At 55.7% G+C, this 21218-nt stretch carries 20 protein-coding genes; 18 read left to right on the forward strand and 2 right to left on the reverse strand.

The features are described 5' to 3' along the window. Positions 1 to 162 precede the first annotated feature (162 nt). The 5 genes from ACYVG7_RS19445 (at position 163) to ACYVG7_RS19465 (ending at position 4100) form a co-directional block, all read left to right on the forward strand. Positions 163 to 447, forward strand: a complete 285-nt coding sequence (locus tag ACYVG7_RS19445) for a hypothetical protein (protein WP_460884756.1) — start codon at positions 163 to 165, stop codon at positions 445 to 447. Between the two features lie 76 nt (positions 448 to 523). After that, positions 524 to 2506, forward strand: a complete 1983-nt coding sequence (locus ACYVG7_RS19450) for an ATP-dependent DNA helicase (protein ID WP_460884757.1) — start codon at positions 524 to 526, stop codon at positions 2504 to 2506. Further along, entirely contained in the window at positions 2503 to 3210 is a 708-nt protein-coding gene (gene tsaB, locus ACYVG7_RS19455) for a tRNA (adenosine(37)-N6)-threonylcarbamoyltransferase complex dimerization subunit type 1 TsaB (protein ID WP_460884758.1), read from the forward strand. The genes ACYVG7_RS19450 and tsaB overlap by 4 nt, the downstream gene beginning before the upstream one ends. 48 nt (positions 3211 to 3258) lie before the next feature. Beyond that, complete coding sequence (locus tag ACYVG7_RS19460; protein ID WP_460884759.1) at positions 3259 to 3552, forward strand: hypothetical protein; 294 nt, start codon at positions 3259 to 3261, stop codon at positions 3550 to 3552. A gap of 26 nt (positions 3553 to 3578) precedes the next feature. Continuing rightward, positions 3579 to 4100 carry a Slp family lipoprotein gene (locus ACYVG7_RS19465; RefSeq protein WP_460884760.1) on the forward strand — a complete coding sequence of 174 codons (522 nt, stop codon included), beginning with the start codon at positions 3579 to 3581 and terminating at the stop codon, positions 4098 to 4100. 35 nt (positions 4101 to 4135) lie between these two features. Here ACYVG7_RS19465 and ACYVG7_RS19470 read toward each other — a convergent pair whose 3' ends face one another. Beyond that, positions 4136 to 4618 carry a glutathione peroxidase gene (locus ACYVG7_RS19470; RefSeq protein WP_460884761.1) on the reverse strand — a complete coding sequence of 161 codons (483 nt, stop codon included), beginning with the start codon at positions 4616 to 4618 and terminating at the stop codon, positions 4136 to 4138. Between the two features lie 318 nt (positions 4619 to 4936). Between ACYVG7_RS19470 and ACYVG7_RS19475 the strand changes: the two genes are divergently transcribed. Genes ACYVG7_RS19475 through nuoN form a run of 13 tightly spaced genes read left to right on the forward strand, consistent with a single transcriptional unit; the run spans position 4937 to position 19777 of the window. Further along, the gene (locus tag ACYVG7_RS19475) at positions 4937 to 5359 is read left to right on the forward strand and encodes an NADH-quinone oxidoreductase subunit A (RefSeq protein ID WP_460884762.1); all 423 of its coding nucleotides are present in this window, start codon (positions 4937 to 4939) and stop codon (positions 5357 to 5359) included. Between the two features lie 9 nt (positions 5360 to 5368). Beyond that, positions 5369 to 6043 (forward strand): NuoB/complex I 20 kDa subunit family protein, encoded by a 675-nt coding sequence (locus ACYVG7_RS19480; protein ID WP_460884763.1) that lies wholly within the window; start codon positions 5369 to 5371, stop codon positions 6041 to 6043. Positions 6044 to 6052: 9 nt separating this feature from the next. Continuing rightward, complete coding sequence (gene nuoC / locus ACYVG7_RS19485) at positions 6053 to 7858, forward strand: NADH-quinone oxidoreductase subunit C/D (protein WP_460884764.1); 1806 nt, start codon at positions 6053 to 6055, stop codon at positions 7856 to 7858. A 2-nt stretch (positions 7859 to 7860) separates the two neighbouring features. Then, on the forward strand, positions 7861 to 8421 hold the full coding sequence (gene nuoE / locus ACYVG7_RS19490) for an NADH-quinone oxidoreductase subunit NuoE (RefSeq protein ID WP_460884765.1): 561 nt from the start codon (positions 7861 to 7863) through the stop codon (positions 8419 to 8421). Beyond that, positions 8418 to 9755, forward strand: coding sequence for an NADH-quinone oxidoreductase subunit NuoF (gene nuoF, locus ACYVG7_RS19495; RefSeq protein WP_460884766.1), 1338 nt, complete (start codon positions 8418 to 8420; stop codon positions 9753 to 9755). Before nuoE ends, nuoF begins: the two co-directional genes overlap by 4 nt. A 60-nt stretch (positions 9756 to 9815) precedes the next feature. Continuing rightward, the gene (nuoG, locus tag ACYVG7_RS19500; protein ID WP_460884767.1) at positions 9816 to 12557 is read left to right on the forward strand and encodes an NADH-quinone oxidoreductase subunit NuoG; all 2742 of its coding nucleotides are present in this window, start codon (positions 9816 to 9818) and stop codon (positions 12555 to 12557) included. Further along, complete coding sequence (gene nuoH / locus ACYVG7_RS19505) at positions 12554 to 13528, forward strand: NADH-quinone oxidoreductase subunit NuoH (RefSeq protein ID WP_460884768.1); 975 nt, start codon at positions 12554 to 12556, stop codon at positions 13526 to 13528. The genes nuoG and nuoH overlap by 4 nt, the downstream gene beginning before the upstream one ends. Positions 13529 to 13538: 10 nt before the next feature. Beyond that, positions 13539 to 14081 (forward strand): NADH-quinone oxidoreductase subunit NuoI, encoded by a 543-nt coding sequence (nuoI, locus tag ACYVG7_RS19510; RefSeq protein WP_460884769.1) that lies wholly within the window; start codon positions 13539 to 13541, stop codon positions 14079 to 14081. Between the two features lie 10 nt (positions 14082 to 14091). Further along, complete coding sequence (nuoJ, locus tag ACYVG7_RS19515; protein ID WP_460884770.1) at positions 14092 to 14622, forward strand: NADH-quinone oxidoreductase subunit J; 531 nt, start codon at positions 14092 to 14094, stop codon at positions 14620 to 14622. Next, positions 14619 to 14927 carry an NADH-quinone oxidoreductase subunit NuoK gene (nuoK, locus tag ACYVG7_RS19520; RefSeq protein ID WP_460884771.1) on the forward strand — a complete coding sequence of 103 codons (309 nt, stop codon included), beginning with the start codon at positions 14619 to 14621 and terminating at the stop codon, positions 14925 to 14927. The genes nuoJ and nuoK overlap by 4 nt, the downstream gene beginning before the upstream one ends. Continuing rightward, a complete protein-coding gene (gene nuoL / locus ACYVG7_RS19525; RefSeq protein WP_460884777.1) occupies positions 14927 to 16774 on the forward strand; it encodes an NADH-quinone oxidoreductase subunit L in 1848 nt (615 codons plus the stop codon). The genes nuoK and nuoL overlap by 1 nt, the downstream gene beginning before the upstream one ends. Before the next feature lie 16 nt (positions 16775 to 16790). Further along, complete coding sequence (gene nuoM / locus ACYVG7_RS19530) at positions 16791 to 18314, forward strand: NADH-quinone oxidoreductase subunit M (RefSeq protein WP_460884772.1); 1524 nt, start codon at positions 16791 to 16793, stop codon at positions 18312 to 18314. Then, on the forward strand, positions 18314 to 19777 hold the full coding sequence (gene nuoN / locus ACYVG7_RS19535) for an NADH-quinone oxidoreductase subunit NuoN (RefSeq protein WP_460884773.1): 1464 nt from the start codon (positions 18314 to 18316) through the stop codon (positions 19775 to 19777). Before nuoM ends, nuoN begins: the two co-directional genes overlap by 1 nt. Before the next feature lie 380 nt (positions 19778 to 20157). Here nuoN and ACYVG7_RS19540 read toward each other — a convergent pair whose 3' ends face one another. After that, complete coding sequence (locus ACYVG7_RS19540; protein WP_460884774.1) at positions 20158 to 20922, reverse strand: DNA repair protein; 765 nt, start codon at positions 20920 to 20922, stop codon at positions 20158 to 20160. Positions 20923 to 21218 lie beyond the last annotated feature (296 nt).

A 21218-nucleotide genomic window follows, 5' to 3' on the forward strand; every position in this document is an offset into this window, starting at 1 on the left:
GTCGTGATGCCGGATGAGTGTTGCTCTGGAGGCGAGTCGGTCTGGAAGAGAGCGAGAAAAGGTATCATGTATCGCATTAATGACTCCAGTACGGATAGTTCCAGCCGATAATAGAAGTATGCCCTCAGTGCCGTTTTTCCGGCGCACCGTTAAGGAGGCTGTATGGCTAATCAAGATTTGCTGTTTAGTATCCTTCCTCGGCCCCCCTTAGCACCGGGATCGGGCGACTTTCATCGTGATATCCCGGCCATCCAGAAAGAACCGGTGACACCCAAGACCGAAATCCACAAAGATCCGGCGGAACATTCACCGCAGGATGAATATCATCCCCGCCACCACAAGCCACCTGCTGAGGATGACGTCGACGTAGACGCGGATAACCCGGAAAATCCAACCAGTGACGCGCCTCCGGGAACTGGAAACGAACACGTTGATCTCTTTGTCTGATCCGGCTTGGTATTTTGCTTCGTCTTATCCCGACTTTTTCCTATAATCGCCGCCTCGTTTCTCGCTGGATAACACTGTGGGTCATCACTCGACTGTCTCCGACTATTTTGCTGCCGATGGCTTACTGGCGCGGACGCTTTCCGGATTTGCGCCTCGGACATCGCAACGTTTGATGGCGGAGGCAGTGGCGGACACCATTACCGGGACCGGACAATTGATGGTGGAGGCCGGGACAGGGACCGGCAAGACGTTCGCCTATCTGGTTCCAGCATTGGCCTCTGGCAAACGGGTCATCATCAGTACCGGATCCAAAGCACTGCAAGAACAGTTGTATAACCGCGACCTGCCAACCTTGCTGGCGGCCATGGATTATAGCTATCCCGTTGCGCTGCTGAAGGGACGAGCCAACTATCTGTGTTTGCATCGCCTGGATCAGCTGCTGGCTACCTCCCATCTGCAAGAGGCCGAAGTGTTGGCCGATCTGGTACGCGTTAAAACGTACTCGATCAACGCCATCAGTGGGGATGTCGCCGAGATCCCCGAATTGCTGGAACAAGCACCCATACTGCCTCATGTCACCAGTACCAACGACAACTGCCTGGGCCGTGAATGTCCACGCTATGACGACTGCTATTTAGTACGTGCTCGTCGCAAGGCCATGGATGCCCAGTTAGTGGTGATCAATCATCACCTGTTTTTTGCGGATATGGTGGTCAAGGACACCGGCTTTGCCGAGCTGATCCCCGATGCCGACGTTTATATTTTCGATGAGGCCCATCAACTACCGGATATCGCCAGTGGCTATTTCGGTGAGAGCTTATCCAGTCGTCAGCTGTTGGATGTGGCGCACGAGATACTACTAGCCCAGCGTGCCGAAGCCGCCGACATGGCCCAGTTGGCGCGCTCGGCCGATGCACTCGAGCTGGCATGCCGTGAACAGCGACTGGCATTCGGTATCGAGCCATCACGGGGCAATCTGCGGGATTGGATCGGTAATCCGCTGTTTGATCGAACCTTGCAGCGCCTCAAGGATGCATTACGTCTCTGTTACGATGTCCTCAAACTGGCATTAGGACGGGGAGAGCGGCTCGATCACTGTTTCGAGCGCCTGGTGGAATATCAGGGCAAACTCGAACGGCTGCTGCAAACCGAACAACCCGGTGCCGCCTACTGGTTTGATACCACTCGCATCCATTTTTCTTTCAATGTGACGCCGTTGTCGATTGCCGACCGCTTCAATAGCGAAGTGATGCGCGCCGGTTGCAGCTGGGTGTTCACCTCAGCCACCTTGACGGTGGGCCATGAGTTTGGTCATTTCAGTCAGCAACTGGGGATCGCTCAGGCGCGGCAACTGGTGCTGGACAGTCCCTTTGCCTATGCCGAGCAATCTTTGCTTTGTGTTCCTCGCGGCTTGCCGGATACCGGTTTCGCCCGTCGCGCCACGGAGCTGGCGCAATTGCTGACGCCAGTGATTAACAAGGTGCCTGGCGGTGTGTTTTTCCTCTGTACCAGTTATCAAAGCATGCGGCAGATTGCCGAGGTGTTGCGCCGTGATGTTGGCCGCCTGGTGTTGCTGCAAGGGGAGGACAACAAGCAGCGGTTGTTGGCCCAGTTTGTGGATAACGGCCGCGCCATCCTGGTAGCGACGGCCTCGTTCTGGGAAGGTGTGGATGTACGCGGGGCCGCGCTGTCGTGCGTGATCATCGACAAACTGCCCTTCACCGCGCCGGATGAGCCCTTGTTGAAGGCGCGGATGGAAGATTGTCGCTTGCAGGGAGGCGATCCCTTCACCCAGTTACAACTTCCGGATGCCGTCATCACCTTGAAGCAGGGCGTCGGACGTTTGATCCGTGATTTTCAGGATCGAGGCGTTCTGGTGCTGTGTGATCCTCGTCTGGTCAATCGTCCCTATGGGGCGACATTTTTGCAAAGTCTTCCTCCCATGCCGCGTTGTCGGGATCTGGCCGCGATCAATCGCTTCTGGCACTACGGCAACGTCGCAGAGAATGGCTCCACGAGCAGCGCTGATGCTGCTATCGATAGAGAATCAATCATATGACCAACATTCTGGTATTGGATACCGCGACCGAGGCTTGTTCAGCCGCACTCCTGCATGATGGGCAACTCAGCTTTCAGTATGAATTAGCGCCACAGGCGCATACACGCAAGATCCTGCCCATGTGCAGCGAGTTGTTGCAGGAGGCTGGATTAGAACTGACGGCGCTGGATGCCATCGCCTTTGGCCAGGGACCCGGCTCCTTTACCGGCGTGCGGATCGGGATCGGCGTGGCGCAAGGCTTGGCATTTGGCGCCCAACGCCCCTTGATTGGGGTCTCCAATTTGGCAGCTCTGGCGCAGGGCTGTTGGCGTAGACAACAGGCTCGCTATGTGGTGGCTGCCATCGACGCGCGCATGAATGAGATCTACTTTGCTGCTTTTGTCGAACAAGCTGGGGTGATGACGCCATTGTGCGACGAAGAGGTCTTGGCTCCGGAAGTTGCACAGCAGAAAATCAAGGCGCTGCTGGAGCAAGAGCCAGGTCGCTGGTGGGCCTGTGGTACCGGCTTTGCGGCCTATCCAGAGCTACACGATGCCGTACCAGAGCAGCTTGCACTGGACACGGAGCATCTACCCGATGCCCGGGATATGTTGCCTTTGGCTGTCGCTGCGTGGCAGGAAGGCAAGGGGTGTGCGCCTGAGTTGGCGACTCCCGTCTATCTTCGCGATAAAGTAACCTGGAAAAAATTGCCGGGTCGCGAATAATTAGGTGTAATACCCGGGTGCCTTGAGAACAGTAGGCAGGAGTGGTTGATGAGCATTGGTGCGCTGGATACAAGTTTACAGCAGCTGACTTCGGTTGGTCGGACCGCTGTTGCTCCGGCACGCCCGCCACAAGCTGATGAGGTGGATGAGCAAGCGGCGGGTCGCCAAAGCTCGGCGGGTATTGTGCGACTCGACGAGGGTGCCGAGCAGGCTGCCGAGCGCTTGAGTTATGATCAACCCTCAGGTTGGCAGGGCAAGGCGACCTTTGCCTACCAGAGTGTGTCCCGCCAGGAAAAACGCGAGCAACTACAGCAAATGCTGCGCGTCGATCTCTACGCCTGATGATGGCGATTTATGGGTTATCAATCATGTCGTTTTCTGCTGTCAGTCGCGTTGTCCGTCCTATGAGACTCGCTGCCTTGGCGGTCCTCTTCGCATCTGCCTGTTCTTCGGTGCCGGAGAAGTTAGCCTATCAACCGGAATCTGCACTGATCGATTATCCGCAAGCGTTGGCGGAACCAGCTGCGTATCTGGGCAAACCGGTGCGCTGGAGTGGTCTGATTGTCCAGACTCGGGTGCAGGTAGCAGACAGCGATATTGAAGTGGTTTACTTACCTCTAAAAGCCAATGGCCAGCCGGTACAACAAGAAGACTCTCCGGGTCGGTTCATCATCCGTGTTCACGGCTTGCTGGATCCCGAGCTCTATGCCAAGGGACGATCTATTTCTGTCGTGGGTGAGCTTGCGGCAAGTATCGAGGGCCACATTGGTCAGCAGAGTTATCGGTACCTGGTGGTTCAGGCGAAAGAACACCTGCTATGGCCCAAAGTCAAGGAAGTGGAAGTGCGCTATGTGCGCGATCCCTTCGATGGCTTCGGGCTGCACCCTTGACGCTGAACCGCCGCACTTCGGCCTACCGGCCATATCTAGCGACTCAATAACACTTCGATATCGGCTACCAAGGCTTCCGGATCCGTCTGTGGTGCATAACGACCGAACACCTGACCCTCTTTATCCAGCAGGAATTTTGTGAAGTTCCATTTAATGGCTTCGATACCCAGAAGTCCCGGCTTCTGCTGCTTCAACCATTGATAGAGTGGGTGAGCGTTCGCGCCATTGACATCACATTTGGCCATGATGGGGAAGGTGACATCATAATTCAAAGTACAAAAGGCGCTTATTTCCTCGGCCGAGCCCGGCTCCTGGTTGCCGAATTGATTGCACGGAAATCCCAATATGAGCAACCGGTCGGCATAGTGACGAGATAAGATTTCCAGCCCCGCATACTGTTTAGTGAAGCCACACTGGCTGGCAACATTCACAATCAACACCACCTTGCGGCGCAATGCTGCGCTGTCCAATAAGGTCCCATCGAGTTTAGCGAGTTGAAATTCATAGAATTTGCTCATCGGTTCTCCTTTTATCCAGCAATGTCTCAAAAACAGTCTGTTATTACTTCTACTCTTTTAACCAGCAGTAACACAATGATGTTGTATTGGGGATCTTAAACCTTGTCATGTCCACTGCTGGTTAAAAAATGCGCTAGCACAGGGTGTCTGAATTTCCCAGTTAAATTAACTCGAATTTAACGCAAAAGTTACAATTCGAGAAAAGACTCACAAAAAATACAAGTTTAGTCGCCTATAGTGGCAGGGCGGAGATTGAGGCGTTATTTGTTGGCCCATCTCCTTTATTTTTGTCTGATTCTCAAGGGTTAAGGAAGCGCTATGTCAACAGCGGTCGTTGCTCAGCACTGGGCATTTGGCGTTTACATGTTGGCCGGCATCACGATTTGCCTGGTCATGATCGGATTGGCAGCATTGCTAGGCGGTAAGGCATACGGACGCGCCAAGAACAAACCGTTCGAATCTGGCGTGGACTCTGTTGGTACGGCTCGTCTGCGTTTCTCCGCCAAGTTTTATCTGGTAGCCATGTTTTTCGTTATTTTCGACGTCGAGGCCCTCTATCTGTTCGCCTGGTCGGTTTCCGTGCGGGAAAGCGGTTGGGTCGGATTCGTAGAAGCCGCCATTTTTATCATCTTGCTGCTGGTGGGGCTGATTTATCTGTGGCGTATCGGAGCTCTGGATTGGGCTCCAGTGCGCTCTCGGCGCGCTGCAGTAACGGACCATTCACAACCGCCATCGGCCTGAGGTCATCCTATGAAGTATTCACTTACCCGAATTGATCCGGATGGTCAGCACGACCGTTACCCCCTGGAACAACCTCGAACCGTCGAGGATCCGTTAGCCGCACAGGCCGAGCGTGGCATCCTGATGGGGCGTGTCGAGGATGTGCTGCACGATGCCGTGAACTGGGGGCGTAAAAACTCGCTGTGGCCCTATAACTTCGGTATTTCTTGCTGTTACGTCGAGATGACTACCGCCTTTACCGCGCCTCATGATGTGGCGCGTTTTGGTGCCGAAGTCATTCGGGCATCACCGCGCCAAGCCGATTTCATGGTGATCGCCGGGACACCTTTTATCAAGATGGCTCCAGTTATCCAACGGCTGTATGAGCAAATGCTGGAGCCCAAATGGGTCATCTCCATGGGGGCCTGTGCCAATTCAGGCGGTATGTACGACATCTATTCTGTGGTCCAGGGGGTCGACAAGTTTCTGCCGGTGGACGTGTATATCCCGGGTTGCCCGCCGCGCCCTGAGGCCTTCTTGCAAGCCTTGATGTTATTGCAGGACTCGATTGGCAAGGAAAGACGCCCCTTATCCTGGGTGGTAGGGGATCAGGGGATCTATCGGCCGCAGATGGATTCTGAACGTGAGCGTAAACGGGGCGAACGAATCGCCGTGACGACTCTGCGTACTCCGGATGAGATTTAGGACGCTGCGATGAAACTGAGCAACCAATTTCCAGTGAATGCCAGCATGCAGGCTTGGCAGCCAAGTGATCACATCAATAGTGAAGTGGTCATCGAGCTGCAAGCCCGGTTTGGCAGTGAGAGCTTTGTGGTGCAACCGACTCGTACCGGGATCCCGGTGGTATGGGTGCCACGGGACAAAATTATTGAGGTACTACGCTTTCTGCACACGCTGCCCCGGCCGTTTGTCATGCTCTATGACCTGCATGGCATCGACGAGCGTCTGCGTACCCACCGCGACGGCTTGCCTCCGGCCGACTACACCGTCTTCTATCACCTGTTATCGATTGATCGGAACAGTGATGTGATGCTCAAGGTGCCGCTACAAGAGCATGATCTGAAGATGCCCACCGCTACCGATATCTTTGCCAATGCCAACTGGTATGAGCGGGAGGTCTGGGATCTCTTGGGTATCCATTTTGATGGACATCCCCATCTGACGCGGATCATGATGCCCAAGAGCTGGCAGGGACACCCGCTGCGCAAGGATTACCCGGCACGGGCGACCGAGTTTGATCCCTTCATGCTGGATATCGCCAAGCAGGATATGGAGCAGGAGTCACTACGCTTTAAACCCGAAGAATGGGGGATGCGCCGCAGCAGCGAGCATGAGGATTATATGTTCCTCAACTTGGGGCCCAACCACCCATCGGCACACGGCGCATTTCGGATTGTGTTGCAGTTGGATGGTGAAGAGGTTCTCGATTGCGTACCTGATATCGGTTATCACCATCGGGGTGCGGAAAAGATGGGCGAGCGCCAGTCCTGGCACAGCTACATCCCCTTTACCGATCGGGTGGAGTATCTGGGCGGGGTCATGAACAATCTTCCCTATGTCCTGTCGGTCGAAAAGCTAGCCGGGATCGAGGTGCCGGATCGCGTCAAATTTATCCGGGTGATGCTGGCGGAAATGTTCCGCATCAACAGTCACCTACTGTTCCTCGGGACTTATATCCAGGACGTCGGTGCCATGACGCCGGTGTTCTTCGCCTTCACCGATCGGCAGAAGATCTACACCATCATCGAAGCCATTACCGGGGCGCGCATGCACCCGGCCTGGTTCCGTATCGGTGGGGTGGCCCATGATTTGCCGAAGGGTTGGCAGAAACTCATCAAGGACAATCTGCTCGACTGGCTGCCCAAGCGCTTGAATGAGTATGTCAAAGCTGCATTGCTCAATAGCATTCTCAAGGGGCGGACTATAGGCGTGGCGGCTTATACCACTGCTGAAGCCTTGAATTGGGGCGTGACCGGTGCTGGATTACGAGCGACCGGGCTGAATTTCGATTTACGAAAATGGCGGCCCTATTCCGGTTATGAAAATTTCGAGTTTGAGGTCCCGGTAGGGGTCAACGGCGATGCCTATGACAGAGCCATGGTTCGGGTTGAAGAGATCCGCCAGAGCCTGCGCATCATAGATCAGTGCATGAATAACATGCCCGAGGGCCCGTTTAAGGCGGACCATCCCTTGACCACTCCGCCGCCCAAAGAGCGGACGCTGCAGCATATAGATACCCTGATCAATCACTTCCTCCAGGTTTCCTGGGGCCCGGTGATGCCCGCCGCCGAGTCATTCCAGATGATTGAGGCGACCAAGGGCGCCAACAGTTACTACCTCACCAGTGACGGTAGCACCATGAGCTACCGGACCCGGATCCGGACGCCCAGTTTTGCACATTTGCAGCAGATCCCGTCGGTGATCCGCGGCAGTATGGTTTCGGATTTGATTGTGTATCTGGGCAGTATCGATTTTGTCATGTCGGATGTGGACCGCTAATTATGACTCAGCATTGTCAGTGTCACTCACCATCAGGGAAAGCGAGCCAATGTGGCAGCTCGACCACCCCTACAGCAGATTTTGTCCTGAGCCACAGTGAGCGCTCAGCTATTGAACATGAAATCCACCATTACGAAGATGCTCGTGCCGCGACCATAGAGGCGCTGAAAATCGTTCAGAAAGAGCGGGGCTGGGTACCCGATGGCGCTATTCCGGCGATTGCCGCACAACTGGGTATACCGGCCAGTGATGTCGAGGGTGTTGCCACCTTCTATAGCCAGATCTTCCGTCAGCCGGTCGGGCGGCACATCATCCGTTTGTGCGACAGCGTGGTCTGTTTTATCACCGGTTATCAATCGGTGCTGCAGGCGCTGGAGAGTCAACTGGGGATAGGGCTTGGGCAAACCACTCCGGATGGGCGTTTTACCCTGCTGCCGGTGTGCTGTCTGGGTAATTGTGACAAGGGGCCGACTCTGATGATTGATGACGATACCCACGCCTTTGGGCGCGGCGAACAGTTATCGGCCGCCGATTTGGCGCTGTTACTGGAGGCCTATCCATGATTCTGACCGCAGAGAACCACCCGCTGACTTGGCGTTTACGCTCCGACGCAGCACCGGTCTGGCTCGACGAATATAAAGCCAAACAGGGCTATGCCGCCGTGGAGAAGGCCTATAAGGGCATGGCTCCCCAAGAGGTGACTCAGGTGGTGAAGGATGCCGGGTTACGAGGACGCGGCGGCGCCGGTTTTCCGACCGGGGTGAAGTGGAGCCTGATGCCCATGGATCCCAAGTTTGATCGCAAATATCTGCTCTGCAATGCCGATGAAATGGAGCCGGGTACCTATAAGGACCGGCTCTTGATGGAGCAACTGCCTCATCAACTGATCGAAGGCATGATTTTGTCGGCCTGGGCTCTGCAAACCTACCGCGGCTACATCTTCTTGCGGGGGGAGTATGTGGTGGCGGCCGAGCGACTGCGTCAGGCCATTCGCGAGGCTGAAGCGGCCGGATATCTGGGGAATAATATTCTGGGCTCCGGCTTCAACTTCGAACTGTTCGTTCACACCGGCGCGGGCCGTTATATCTGTGGCGAAGAAACGGCTCTTATCAGCTCACTGGAAGGCCGTCGCGCGAATCCAAGAGCCAAACCGCCATTCCCGGCGGTAGTCGGGGCCTGGGGTAAGCCGACCTGCGTCAACAACGTCGAGACCCTGAACAATATTCCCTGCATCGTTTTGAACGGCTCGGATTGGTACAAGGGTCTGAACCAGGGCAAGAGTGCCGATAACGGCACCAAGCTGATGGGTTTCTCAGGCCGGGTGAAACGCCCTGGTTTATGGGAGCTGCCTTTTGGCACCACGGCGCGAGAAATTCTCGAGGACTATGCCGGCGGGATGGCGGATGGCTTGACCCTCAAGGCTTGGCAACCAGGCGGCGCCGGAACCGATTTTCTCACCGAACAACACCTGGATCTGTCGATGGATTTCGATTCCATCGGCAAGGCTGGCAGTCGGCTGGGTACCGCGCTGGCAATGGCAGTGGATCACACCGTCAATATGGTGGCGCTGACCCGGAATCTGGAAGAATTTTTCGCTCGCGAATCCTGTGGCTGGTGTACGCCTTGCCGGGACGGTCTGCCCTGGAGTGTGAAGATACTGCGCGCACTGGAGCGCGGCGAGGGCCAGCCGGGTGATATCGAAACTCTGGAGCAGCTGTGCCGGGCTCTGGGTCCGGGCAAGACCTTCTGTGCTCACGCGCCGGGTGCCGTGGAGCCTCTGCAGAGTGCGATCAAGTATTTCCGCAGTGAATTTGAGGCCGGAATATCGCCTACGTTTTCCGATAACAAGCATGCAATCGCTGGGATCCAGCCCAATTTGCTGCAACAGCGTTGGTAATGGGTATGTTTCTGGTCGGGTGATTGCATCCGGAATATTGAACAAGGAATCAAAGTTGCTATGGCCACGATTCATGTAGACGGCAAAGAATTTGAAGTGAATGGGGCAGATAACCTGTTACAGGCTTGCCTCTCGTTAGGACTGGATGTGCCTTATTTCTGCTGGCATCCGGCGTTAGGCAGTGTCGGCGCTTGTCGGCAATGTGCGGTCAAACAGTACCAGAACGCAGATGATAAGCGCGGACGCTTGGTCATGTCCTGTATGACCCCTGCGAGCGATGGCACCTATATCTCGGTAGAAGACGAGGAGGCCAAAGCGTTTCGCAAAGGAGTCGTGGAATGGCTGATGACCAACCACCCCCACGATTGTCCGGTGTGCGAGGAGGGGGGCGCCTGTCATCTGCAAGATATGACGGTGATGGCCGGACAAAATAGTCGGCGTTACCGTTTCACCAAACGTACCCATAAGAATCAGGATCTGGGTCCCTTTATCTCCCACGAGATGAACCGCTGCATCGCCTGTTACCGCTGTGTGCGCTATTACAAAGATTACGCGGACGGTGGCGATCTGGGAGTTTATGGGGCTCACGATAATGTCTATTTCGGACGGATCGAAGACGGAACCCTGCAGAGCGAGTTCTCGGGCAACCTGGTCGAGGTCTGCCCGACGGGAGTGTTCACCGACAAGACTCACTCCGAACGTTTCAATCGCAAGTGGGACATGCAGTTTGCGCCTAGCATCTGTCAGCAATGCAGCATGGGCTGCAATATCAGTCCCGGCGAACGCTATGGTGAATTACGCCGCATCGAAAATCGCTTCAATGGCGCAGTGAATCGCTACTTCCTGTGTGACCGGGGCCGGTTCGGTTACGGGTATGTCAATAATCCGGAGCGCCCCAAACAGCCACTCTGGCGCGAAGCGGATACGGCGCAGAGCCGGATCAGCCTATCGGTCAATGGCGCACTGGATCGGATTGCCGATGCCTTGCGCAGCAGCGAGCAGGTGATCGGCATCGGCTCACCCCGCGCCAGCCTGGAGAGCAACTTCGCGCTGCGAGAGCTGGTTGGGGAAGAGAATTTTTATAGCGGCATCGAATTGCGGGAGTGGGCTTGTTTGCATCGCCTGCAGCATATCCAGCGCGAGAGCGGTATCCCGCTGGCAACCTTGCGCGAAGTGGAAGAGCACGATGCTGTGGTGATCCTCGGGGAAGATATTACCCAGACGGCCGCCCGTTTGGCCCTGGCTGTTCGCCAAGCGGTGAAGGGCAAAGCCCGGCAGATGGCGGCCGAACTCAAGGTGGATACCTGGCAGGCGGCGGCGATCCAGACCATTGGTCAGAACGCCCGCCATCCATTGCTCATCACTAGCGTGGACGCAACGCGGCTGGATGATGTGGCCGAGGTGACCTTCAGCGGTGCCTATGAGGATCAGGCGCGCATTGGCTTCGCATTAGCCCATCTACTGGATCCATCGGCACCGCCAGTTGCCGATCTCCGCGCCAGCGAACAAGTGGCCGCGCAGGCCATGTATGAGCAGTTGATCGCGGCCAAACGCCCATTAGTGATCGCGGGTACCAGTGCCGGTTCGTTGCCGCTGCTGGATGCTGCCGCCAATGTTGCCAAGGCACTGCAACAACGTCAGCAAGCCGTTTCATTGTTCTTGGTGGCGCAAGAGGTAAATAGCATGGGCCTGGCCCTCCTCGGTGGTCAGCCGTTGGAGTCTGCCCTGAGCCGTCTGCAAGAGCAGGCGGGTAGAACCGCCGTTGTGGTGTTGGAAAATGATCTCTATCGTCGAGCCAGCAAGGCTCGTGTCGATGCTGCGTTCGCTCAAGCAAGCAGCGTGGTGGTGCTCGATCACCAGGATACAGCCACCGCGCAAGGCGCTAATTTTGTGCTGCCAGTCGCCAGCTTTGCCGAAGGCGACGGTACTGTGGTGAGCAGTGAGGGCCGTGTTCAGCGCTACTTCCAGGTCTATGATCCCGCCTACTACGACGACACCGTCAGTATCAAAGAGGGTTGGCGTTGGTTGCGGGCTATTGCCGGAGTACTCAGCCACCGTCACTTGGCCTGGAACCAATTTGAAGAAGTGACAACGGCGTGCGCCGAGGCGATCCCGGCACTGAGTCCGATCATTCATGCCGCCCCCAATGCCCGTTTCCGGATCAAGGGACTGAAACTGGCACGGGAGCCTCATCGTTATAGTGGTCGCACCGCGATGCGCGCTGATATCGATGTGCATGAGCCGCGAGTCTCACAAGACCCTGATTCGCCATTTGCTTTCTCGATGGAGGGTTACTCCGGCACCCAGGAGCCATTCCAGCAAGTGCCTTTTGCCTGGGCTCCGGGTTGGAACTCACCGTCAGCCTGGAACAAATTTCAGGATGAGGTTGGTGGTCATCTGCGGGCTGGCGATCCTGGCTTGCGGTTATTCGAGGTCAGTGACACGCCAGCATGGAGTTATGCCACCCATATTCCGGCTCCGTTTCAGCCTCATCCCACCGAGTTGTGTGTGGTGGATTACCCGCAGCTATTCGGATCGGAAGAACTGTCACAAAAATCAACGGTTTTCCAGCAACGCATGGCGCCAGCCGTCGTGTATCTGAATCCGGATGATGCGGCCCGTTTGGCCGTTAATGCGGGCACCCGGGTGCAACTGACGTGGGAAGGCAGTCACTGGCGTCTGCCGGTGGTGCTGAGTGAGCGTCTGGCGCCGGGCTTATTGGGGCTGCCGCTGGGACTAAGCGGTATTCCTACCGCCTTGCATCATCAGCAGATCCGTGATCTGCAGGAGGCCATTCTATGATTCTGTCGGATGCAACCTGGGACATCATCATTGCCGTGGCCAAAGCGCTGCTGATCCTGGTGGTGATGATCGGGGCCGGGGCCTTCATGAGCTTTATCGAACGACGACTGTTAGGGCTATGGCAAGATAGATACGGGCCAAACCGGGTCGGTCCCTTCGGCATTTTTCAGCTAGTCGCCGATATGCTGAAGATGTTCTTCAAAGAGGACTGGATCCCGCCATTTGCCGATCGGCGCATCTTCATTTTGGCGCCGATCATAGCGTTCACCGCATTTTTGATGGCGTTCGTGATTGTACCCATCACTCCCACCTGGGGCATTGCCGATTTGAATATCGGTATCCTCTATTTCTTTGCCATTGCCGGTCTAGCGGTTTACGCCGTGCTGTTCGCCGGTTGGTCGAGCAATAACAAATATGCCTTACTGGGAAGCCTGCGGGCCTCGGCCCAGACGCTGAGCTATGAGGTCTTTCTGGGCCTGTCCCTGATGGGTATCGTGATCCAGACCGGAACCTTCAATCTGCGGGAAATTGTCGAAGCCCAAGCGGATTTGTGGAACATCATTCCCCAGTTCTTTGGTTTTGCGACCTTCGTGATCGCCGGGATTGCGGTCACTCACCGTCATCCCTTTGATCAGCCGGAGGCGGAACAAGAGTTGGCAGATGGCTATCACATTGAGTACGCCGGTATGAAATGGGGGCTGTTCTTTGTCGGTGAGTACATCGGCATAGTGCTGGTCTCCGCCATGTTGGTCAGCCTGTTTTTCGGTGGCTGGCAGGGGCCCTGGTTACCGCCGATTGTCTGGTTTGCGCTTAAAACCGGCTTTTTCATGATGTTCTTTATCCTGCTGCGCGCTTCACTACCGCGTCCCCGTTTTGATCAGGTGATGGCGTTCGGCTGGAAGGTGTGTTTGCCGTTGACTTTGCTCAATATGCTGGCAACAGCTGCTTGGGTACTGATCCGTTCAAACTGAGGCTAGCTGTATGATTATCAATGAAATTATTAAAGGTGTTGGCACTCAGATCCGTAGCATCGCCATGGTTTTTTCCCACTCCTGGCGTAAACGGGACACCCTGTGTTATCCAGAGGAGAGTGTCTACACAGCACCGCGTTACCGTGGGCGAATCGTGTTAACTCGGGATCCGGACGGCGATGAACGCTGTGTAGCGTGCAACTTATGTGCGGTGGCTTGCCCGGTCTCCTGCATCTCCTTGCAAAAATCCGAGCGGGAAGATGGCCGCTGGTATCCGGAATTTTTCCGCATCAATTTTTCACGGTGCATTTTCTGTGGCATGTGTGAAGAGGCATGTCCCACCACCGCCATCCAGTTGACTCCTGATTTTGAGATGGGTGAGTACCGCCGGCAAGATCTGGTGTACGAGAAGGAGGATCTGTTGATCAGTGGGCCCGGCAAATATCCCGATTACAACTTTTACCGGGTGAGTGGCATGGCCATAGCGGGTAAAGCCAAAGGCGAGGCCGAACACGAAGCCAAGCCCATTGATGTCAAGAGTCTGCTGCCCTGAGGAGTTCACCATGGAATTGGCTTTTTATGTCTCGTCACTGGTCGCCATAGTGGCGACCTTACGGGTCATCAGTAACAGTAACCCGATGCATGCGTTACTGAATCTCATCATTTCACTCATAGCAGTGGCGATGATCTTTTTCTGCCTGGGAGCCGGTTTCGCCGGTGCCATGCAGGTCATCGTGTATGCCGGCGCCATCATGGTGCTGTTTGTATTCGTGGTCATGATGCTGAACTTGGGCAGTGCTCAAGTTCAAGAGAAGCAGTGGCTGACACCGGGGAGTGTGGTCTTCCCGGCCGTGTTGGCGTTTATCCTGCTGATCTTTTTGGCCAATGCCATCTTCTCTGCCACAGGTGGGGCGCTGGGAACTACAGACGTGACGGCCAAGGCGGTCGGTATCGCCCTGTTTGGTCCCTATGTGATTGCCGTGGAGCTGGCATCCATCTTGTTGCTAGCCGGTCTAGTCACTGCCTATCACCTGGGACGTGAGGATAAGCAGGGCGAAGTTCTTTCCCATCGGGATGAAGGAGGTAAACGATGAGTGGATTACCCATGGAGCATGGCCTGCTGGTCGCGGCCATTCTTTTCTGCTTGGGGCTGTGTGGCCTCATCATGCGGCGCAATCTGCTGTTTATCCTGATGAGCATTGAAATCATGATGAATGCCGCCGCATTGGCCTTCGTGGTTGCCGGGAGTCGTTGGGGACAGGCAGATGGCCAGATCATGTACATTCTGGTGATTTCACTGGCAGCGGCTGAGGCCAGTATCGGGTTGGCGTTATTGCTGATGCTGTATCGCCGTCATCACACACTGGATGTGGATATTGTGAGCGAGATGCGCGGATGATGAATCTACTGTTTCTAACCTGCTTGTTTCCTTTGCTCGGCGCACTGCTCCTGGCCTTTTCGGCGGGTCGCTGGAGTGAACATAGGGCCGCACTGGTCGGGGTCGGCAGTATCGGCTTGTCCGCGCTGACCGCCTTGGTTGTGGGGGTGGATTTCCTCGGCGCTGTGCCGGCGGGAGGAGTTTTCTCGCAAACCCTGTGGCAGTGGATGAGCATCGGCTCCTTCCAGCCAGCGCTGCGATTGCACCTGGATGGCCTATCGCTGACCATGCTGGGTGTGGTCACCGGGGTCGGCTTTTTCATCCATCTGTTCGCCTCCTGGTATATGCGCGGGGAAGAGGGCTATTCACGCTTTTTTGCCTACACCAATCTATTTATTGCCAGCATGCTGTTTCTGGTTCTGGCCGATGACCTGCTGTTCGTCTATCTGGGCTGGGAAGGCGTCGGTTTGTGCAGCTATCTGTTGATCGGGTTTTACTATAAGCACCCGGCCAACGGCGCTGCGGCACTCAAAGCCTTTATCGTGACCCGAGTGGGCGATGTCTTCCTGGCGATTGGCATGTTCATTCTGTACCGGGAATTGGGCACCTTGAACATTCAGGAGCTGGTGATCCGTGGCCAGCAGCTCTGGCAGGTCGGTGACCCGACAATCCGGCTGGCCTGTCTGATGCTGTTGGGTGGTGCCGTGGGTAAATCAGCTCAATTGCCATTGCAGACCTGGCTGGCAGATGCCATGGCGGGTCCAACACCGGTGTCGGCATTGATCCATGCGGCGACCATGGTGACCGCCGGTGTCTATCTGATTGCTCGCACCCATGGGCTGTTCTTGCTGGCACCGGATATCCTGCTGCTGGTCGCCATTGTCGGCGCTGTCACCTTGCTGCTTTCCGGTTTTGCCGCACTGGTGCAGACCGATATCAAGCGCATTCTAGCGTATTCCACCATGAGCCAGATCGGGTACATGTTTCTGGCGTTGGGCGTTGGGGCCTGGGATGGCGCCATTTTCCACCTGATGACCCACGCCTTCTTCAAGGCGTTGCTGTTCCTCTCCGCAGGCTCCGTCATCGTGGCCTGTCACCATGAACAGAATATATTCAAGATGGGTGGCTTGCGCCGTTCGTTACCCTTGGTCTATGCCTGCTTCTTGGTCGGGGGCTCCGCGCTGGCGGCATTACCTCTGGTGACTGCCGGTTTTTATAGTAAGGATGCCATCCTGTGGCAAGTGCAGGCCGCCGGTCAGCAGCCGTTGCTGATTGCCGGTCTGGTGGGGGCGTTATTGACCTCGCTGTATACCTTCCGTCTGATCTTTATTGTCTTTCACGGCAAAGCGCACACCAGCGCCCACGCCGGTAAAGGTTTGTCGCACCATATTCCGCTTGTGGTGCTGATGACGCTTTCGACCGTAGTCGGAGCCTGGATTGTGCCTCCGTTGACTGGTGTTTTACCCGCGGGTCCAGGGGATCATCTTGAAGAGGGTAAGCATCTGCTGGAGTTTGTCTCGGCGGGTGTGGCGTTATCTGGTATCGCGCTGGCCGCTTGGTTGTTCCTCGGCGAGCGCAGATTCATCACCCGGATCGCTAACTCGGCACTGGGCCGTCTGTTGGGCGGACTCTGGCTCCACGCTTGGGGTTTTGACTGGCTCTATGATCGACTGTTTGTCCGACCTTATTTGTTCCTCGCCCGTGTCTTGGCTCGAGATCCCTGTGATCGGCTGATGGAACTGCCGGGTGGGCTGGCGCAACTGGGTAACAAACTGCTGGTGACAACCGTCACGGGTAAGCTGCGCTGGTATGCAGCCTCGATGGGCTTGGGGGCGCTGATGATACTGGCGCTGTTGCTGTTGGTCTGAAGAGAGAGTACGGATCGTGACGCTATTATGGATACTTTTGACCCCGTTTGTTGGGGGATTACTCTGCTGGCAGACTGAGCGGCAAGGCAGCCAATTGCCGCGCTGGATTGCGCTCCTGTCCATGTTAACCGTGTTACTGCTGAGTATAGGGCTCTGGTGGCAAGGTGATTTCTCGCTCAGTGCGCAAGGAGTTCCGGCCTGGACGGCCGAGTTCCTGGTGCCCTGGATCCCGCGCTTTGGCATCAGCATTCATCTGGCTATTGATGGCTTGTCGCTGCTGATGGTGATGCTGACCGGCTTCCTCGGGGTGATGGCGGTGCTGTGCTCCTGGAGTGAAATCGCACAACGGATTGGCTTTTTCCATCTAAATCTGTTGTGGATCCTGGGGGGCGTCATCGGCGTGTTCATGGCGATGGATCTGTTCCTGTTCTTCTTCTTCTGGGAGATGATGCTGGTGCCGATGTATTTCCTGATTGCGCTGTGGGGGCATGCCGCCTCCGATGGCCGCTCACGGATCAATGCCGCCACCAAGTTCTTCATCTATACCCAGGTCAGCGGTCTGATCATGCTGGTGGCGATCCTCGGGCTGGTGTTTGTCCACTATCAGGCAACCCATATTCTGACGTTTAGCTACGAAGAGCTACTCAATACCCCCATGTCGGCCGGGGTTGAATATGTGTTGATGCTCGGGTTCTTCATTGCTTTTGCCGTCAAGATGCCGGTGGTGCCATTACATGGCTGGTTGCCGGATGCCCACAGTCAGGCTCCGACTGCCGGCTCTGTGGATTTGGCGGGGATCTTGTTGAAGACCGCGGCCTATGGCTTGCTACGCTTCAGCTTGCCACTGTTTCCCCATGCCTCCGCCGAGTTTGCACCGATTGCCATGTGGCTGGGTATTGGTGGCATCATCTATGGCGCCGTGCTGGCGTTTAGCCAGACCGATATCAAACGCCTGATTGCCTACACCAGTATCTCGCATATGGGCTTTGTGTTGATTGCCATCTATGCCGGTACCGAGCTGGCGCTGCAGGGAGCTGTGATCCAGATGATTGCCCATGGCCTCTCGGCTGCGGCCCTGTTTATCCTGTGTGGTCAGTTGTATGAGCGTCTGCATACGCGTGATCTGCGGCAGATGGGGGGGCTGTGGGGACGTATCCGCTATCTACCGGCGGTCATGCTGTTCTTCTCGGTCGCCTCGTTGGGGCTGCCGGGTACTGGTAACTTCGTGGGTGAGTTCCTGATCCTGATGGGCAGTTTCTCCCGTGTCCCAGTGGTGACCGTGGTGGCGACCACTGGACTGGTACTGGCCTCCGTCTATTCCCTCATCATGTTGCAGCGTGCCTGCTTCGGGCCGGCTAAGAGCGATAGCGTGCTGTTGGCCATGCGCCCTCGGGAGCTGGGCATGATGCTGCTGCTGGCCGGGTTGTTGATCCTGTTGGGCTTGTACCCGCAGCCGGTGATCGATACCGCCAGCGGAACTGTCGGAGCTGTGCAGCACTGGTTCGTTTCTCTTCCCGCCGTCAGTGAAGGAGTGCTTTGATGACGTTTACTCTAGAACAACTCATGGCGGGTTTACCGCTGGCTCTGACTGCCATGACTATGGTGGTGTTGATGCTGGCGATTGCCTGGCGTCGCAGTATTGATGTCGCCTTCTTTGTCACTATTGGCGGCCTGAATCTCGCATTGCTTTCCCTGTTGCTGCTGGTGCGGTTACCCACTCAGGAGTTGACACCGCTGTTACGGCTGGATCACTACGCGATTTTTTACATGGCGCTGGTGCTGATTGCCTCACTGGCCAGTTGCACTTTTGCTCGAGCCTGGCTGCGTCTCTATCCGGATAACCGGGAAGAGTTCTATTTACTGCTGCTGATTGCGACCTGCGGTGGTTTGGTTCTGGCGATGACCCAGCATCTGGCGTCGCTGTTCATCGGCATCGAACTCATCTCGTTGCCGATGTTTGGTCTGGTCGGTTATGCCTACCGCGAGCGGCGCTCACTGGAAGCCGGGGTCAAGTACATGGTGCTGTCGGCGACTGCGACCGGATTCTTGCTGTTTGGCATGGCACTCTTGTATGCCCAGTCCGGCAGCTTGAGTTTTGCCCAATTGGGCACGGCGCTGGCCACCAGCCCTGAATTTCAGCCCTTGTTCCTAGCTGGACTCGGCATGATGCTGGTGGGATTTGCCTTCAAGTTGTCGATGGCTCCATTTCATCTGTGGACTCCCGATGTGTATGAAGGCGCCCCCGCACCCGTGGCCTCATTTTTGGCAACCGCCAGTAAGGTGGCCATCTTCTGTGCCTTATTACGCTTTTATCTGGCCATACCGGCAGCCGAAGCCCAGATGATGCATCTGCTGCTCTCGGTGATCGCCATCCTGTCGATCCTGGTCGGCAATCTGCTGGCTTTGGTGCAGAGCAACATCAAGCGGATGCTGGGTTACTCGTCGATTGCCCATTTCGGCTATCTGCTGGCTGTGGTGATCGCCAGCCGTCAGCAACTGATCCCCCTGGAAGCCGCGGGTGTTTATCTGTTGATGTACCTGTTTACCAGCCTGGGGGCATTCGGGGTCGTGAGTCTGATGTCCAGTCCTTACCGGGGCAAAGATGCGGACTCCCTGCACAGTTATCGGGGCCTGTTCTGGCATCGTCCTTATCTCACCGCCGTATTGACGGTGATGATGCTGTCGTTGGCCGGTATCCCGACCACGTTAGGTTTCATTGGCAAGTTCTATATCATTGCCGTTGGTGTGACATCCGGTTTGTGGTGGGTGACCGCGGCGGTGATCCTGGGCTCTGGTTTGGGCTTGTTCTATTACCTGCGGGTGATGGTGACCCTGTACTTGCGTGAGCCTGGCATGCAAGCGCGGGATGCCGAGCACGACTGGGCCCTGTCGGCCGGTGGGGTCGTGGTACTGTTGTCTGCGTTGATCGTCTTGTTGTTGGGGCTGTTTCCGCAGCCATTGCTGGAACTGGTACAACAGACCCAGTTGGTGACGCTGCAATAAAATCGGTTCACGCCGATCTTCGAAGGCTGCCTGTGGGCAGCCTTTTTAATGGCTCTGTCCCAGTTACGCGTTGTTCGGATCAAAACCCGGCATCAAGCCCGTATTCAGGAGTCAGGGCGAACGCAGACACGCCGTGAATACATCCGTGTAGGCTCGACGGCGGCATCCCTGCCGCCAACGGTCTGCTTTTCGTCCAGACTCCATCCCTCTTCATTCCCAACAGCTAACCGGGTAAAAGGGGGCTTGCCAAGTGCAATATGTTCGTCAAGTGTGTACGGGAATGAAGTAGCAGAGCCGTCGGATAGTGTTCGCAAGCGGTCAATGGGCGAATGAGAGACGAAAAAGGCCGCAATGCGGCCTTGTGTCGGAGAGGGGTTCTGTTACCACTTACGTTTAGGTTGAAACAACACATCCAGATCGTCTTTCTTCTCGTTGAGTTGATCGAGCTCTTTCTGGTTGGCTTGCTCCAATTGTTCGGCCATTTCTCGCAGAGCCATCCGCATCTCTTCTTCACGGGCGATGAGCCAAGCATCCTTGTCGTGGATGGCGGCGAGGGTAGTGATCCCTTTGGTTAACATCTGCTTGGCACTACCGAATTGGCGTTGCACCCGCGCATCCAGTGCTCGCTGGATCAGGTTAGCGATGTTGATTTTAAGCAGCAAAAGTTCGAGTCGACGATCTTCGGCAACAAAGGCTTGCGGATCGATCTTGCCCTTGTTTTGCTCAACTCGCATCACGGCCCGGATTTTCTTCACCAGTTGCAACATCTGCAAAGCCTGACGATCAGAATCCGGAGCGCGAAAGGCACTCTCTTCGTTGGCCTGATAATGCTCTTGTACATAGTTGATTTGTGCGGTGACATCCTGGATCCGTTGCCGCACAGAATTCAACGCCGGATTCGCTTGGGAGATAGCGCGCAGGGCATCCAGGATCCGGTTTTGCAGCAACAGAACCAGAGACTTGGTGTAGGGCAGGCGGCTGGCATTGAGCAACAGTTCGTCGGACTCATCAATGATGAGCTTTTGTTTGGTCATCAGGATCCGGCGATCGGTTTCTTGTTTCTGCTTGTATTGCTGCATGATGTTGTAAGCAATCACCAGGAACAGCAGGGCCCCGATGGATAATAGCACCAGTGTTAATACCATAGTGGTTCCGGACCTCTCCTGGTCATCTCGAGCTCTAATCTGTTGATACTACTATAACTCAGTTGAGGGAACGAGTGACACAGACCAAAGGCTGTACTTTGAGCGCTATCGCAAGCTAGTAGGGCTATCACGAGCGGGAGCTGGCGTTGTATCGGTATCGCGGTGGTCATTGGCCTGTAATTGAGGAAAACAGAGATATTCATCTAATATTTGTTCTTGATTACCACCATGATTCAGCCCTTCAGGACTACACTTAAAGGGTTCTGTTCTGGAGGGTTAAATCATGGCCAGAAACA

Source organism: Pseudaeromonas pectinilytica (genome assembly GCF_054780855.1).

Excerpts from the sequence above, each read along its gene's own strand:
- ACYVG7_RS19480 (WP_460884763.1), top strand. The coding sequence starts at position 5,369 with ATGAAGTATTCACTTACCCGAATTGATCCGGATGGTCAGCACGACCGT.
- nuoK (WP_460884771.1), top strand. The coding sequence starts at position 14,619 with ATGAGTGGATTACCCATGGAGCATGGCCTGCTGGTCGCGGCCATTCTT.
- nuoG (WP_460884767.1), top strand. The coding sequence starts at position 9,816 with ATGGCCACGATTCATGTAGACGGCAAAGAATTTGAAGTGAATGGGGCA.
- ACYVG7_RS19465 (WP_460884760.1), top strand. The coding sequence starts at position 3,579 with ATGTCGTTTTCTGCTGTCAGTCGCGTTGTCCGTCCTATGAGACTCGCT.
- nuoJ (WP_460884770.1), top strand. The coding sequence starts at position 14,092 with ATGGAATTGGCTTTTTATGTCTCGTCACTGGTCGCCATAGTGGCGACC.
- nuoC (WP_460884764.1), top strand. The coding sequence starts at position 6,053 with ATGAAACTGAGCAACCAATTTCCAGTGAATGCCAGCATGCAGGCTTGG.
- ACYVG7_RS19475 (WP_460884762.1), top strand. The coding sequence starts at position 4,937 with ATGTCAACAGCGGTCGTTGCTCAGCACTGGGCATTTGGCGTTTACATG.
- nuoF (WP_460884766.1), top strand. The coding sequence starts at position 8,418 with ATGATTCTGACCGCAGAGAACCACCCGCTGACTTGGCGTTTACGCTCC.
- nuoI (WP_460884769.1), top strand. The coding sequence starts at position 13,539 with ATGATTATCAATGAAATTATTAAAGGTGTTGGCACTCAGATCCGTAGC.
- ACYVG7_RS19470 (WP_460884761.1), bottom strand. The coding sequence starts at position 4,618 with ATGAGCAAATTCTATGAATTTCAACTCGCTAAACTCGATGGGACCTTA.
- nuoN (WP_460884773.1), top strand. The coding sequence starts at position 18,314 with ATGACGTTTACTCTAGAACAACTCATGGCGGGTTTACCGCTGGCTCTG.
- ACYVG7_RS19540 (WP_460884774.1), bottom strand. The coding sequence starts at position 20,922 with ATGGTATTAACACTGGTGCTATTATCCATCGGGGCCCTGCTGTTCCTG.
- nuoH (WP_460884768.1), top strand. The coding sequence starts at position 12,554 with ATGATTCTGTCGGATGCAACCTGGGACATCATCATTGCCGTGGCCAAA.
- nuoL (WP_460884777.1), top strand. The coding sequence starts at position 14,927 with ATGAATCTACTGTTTCTAACCTGCTTGTTTCCTTTGCTCGGCGCACTG.
- tsaB (WP_460884758.1), top strand. The coding sequence starts at position 2,503 with ATGACCAACATTCTGGTATTGGATACCGCGACCGAGGCTTGTTCAGCC.
- nuoE (WP_460884765.1), top strand. The coding sequence starts at position 7,861 with ATGACTCAGCATTGTCAGTGTCACTCACCATCAGGGAAAGCGAGCCAA.
- ACYVG7_RS19445 (WP_460884756.1), top strand. The coding sequence starts at position 163 with ATGGCTAATCAAGATTTGCTGTTTAGTATCCTTCCTCGGCCCCCCTTA.
- ACYVG7_RS19460 (WP_460884759.1), top strand. The coding sequence starts at position 3,259 with ATGAGCATTGGTGCGCTGGATACAAGTTTACAGCAGCTGACTTCGGTT.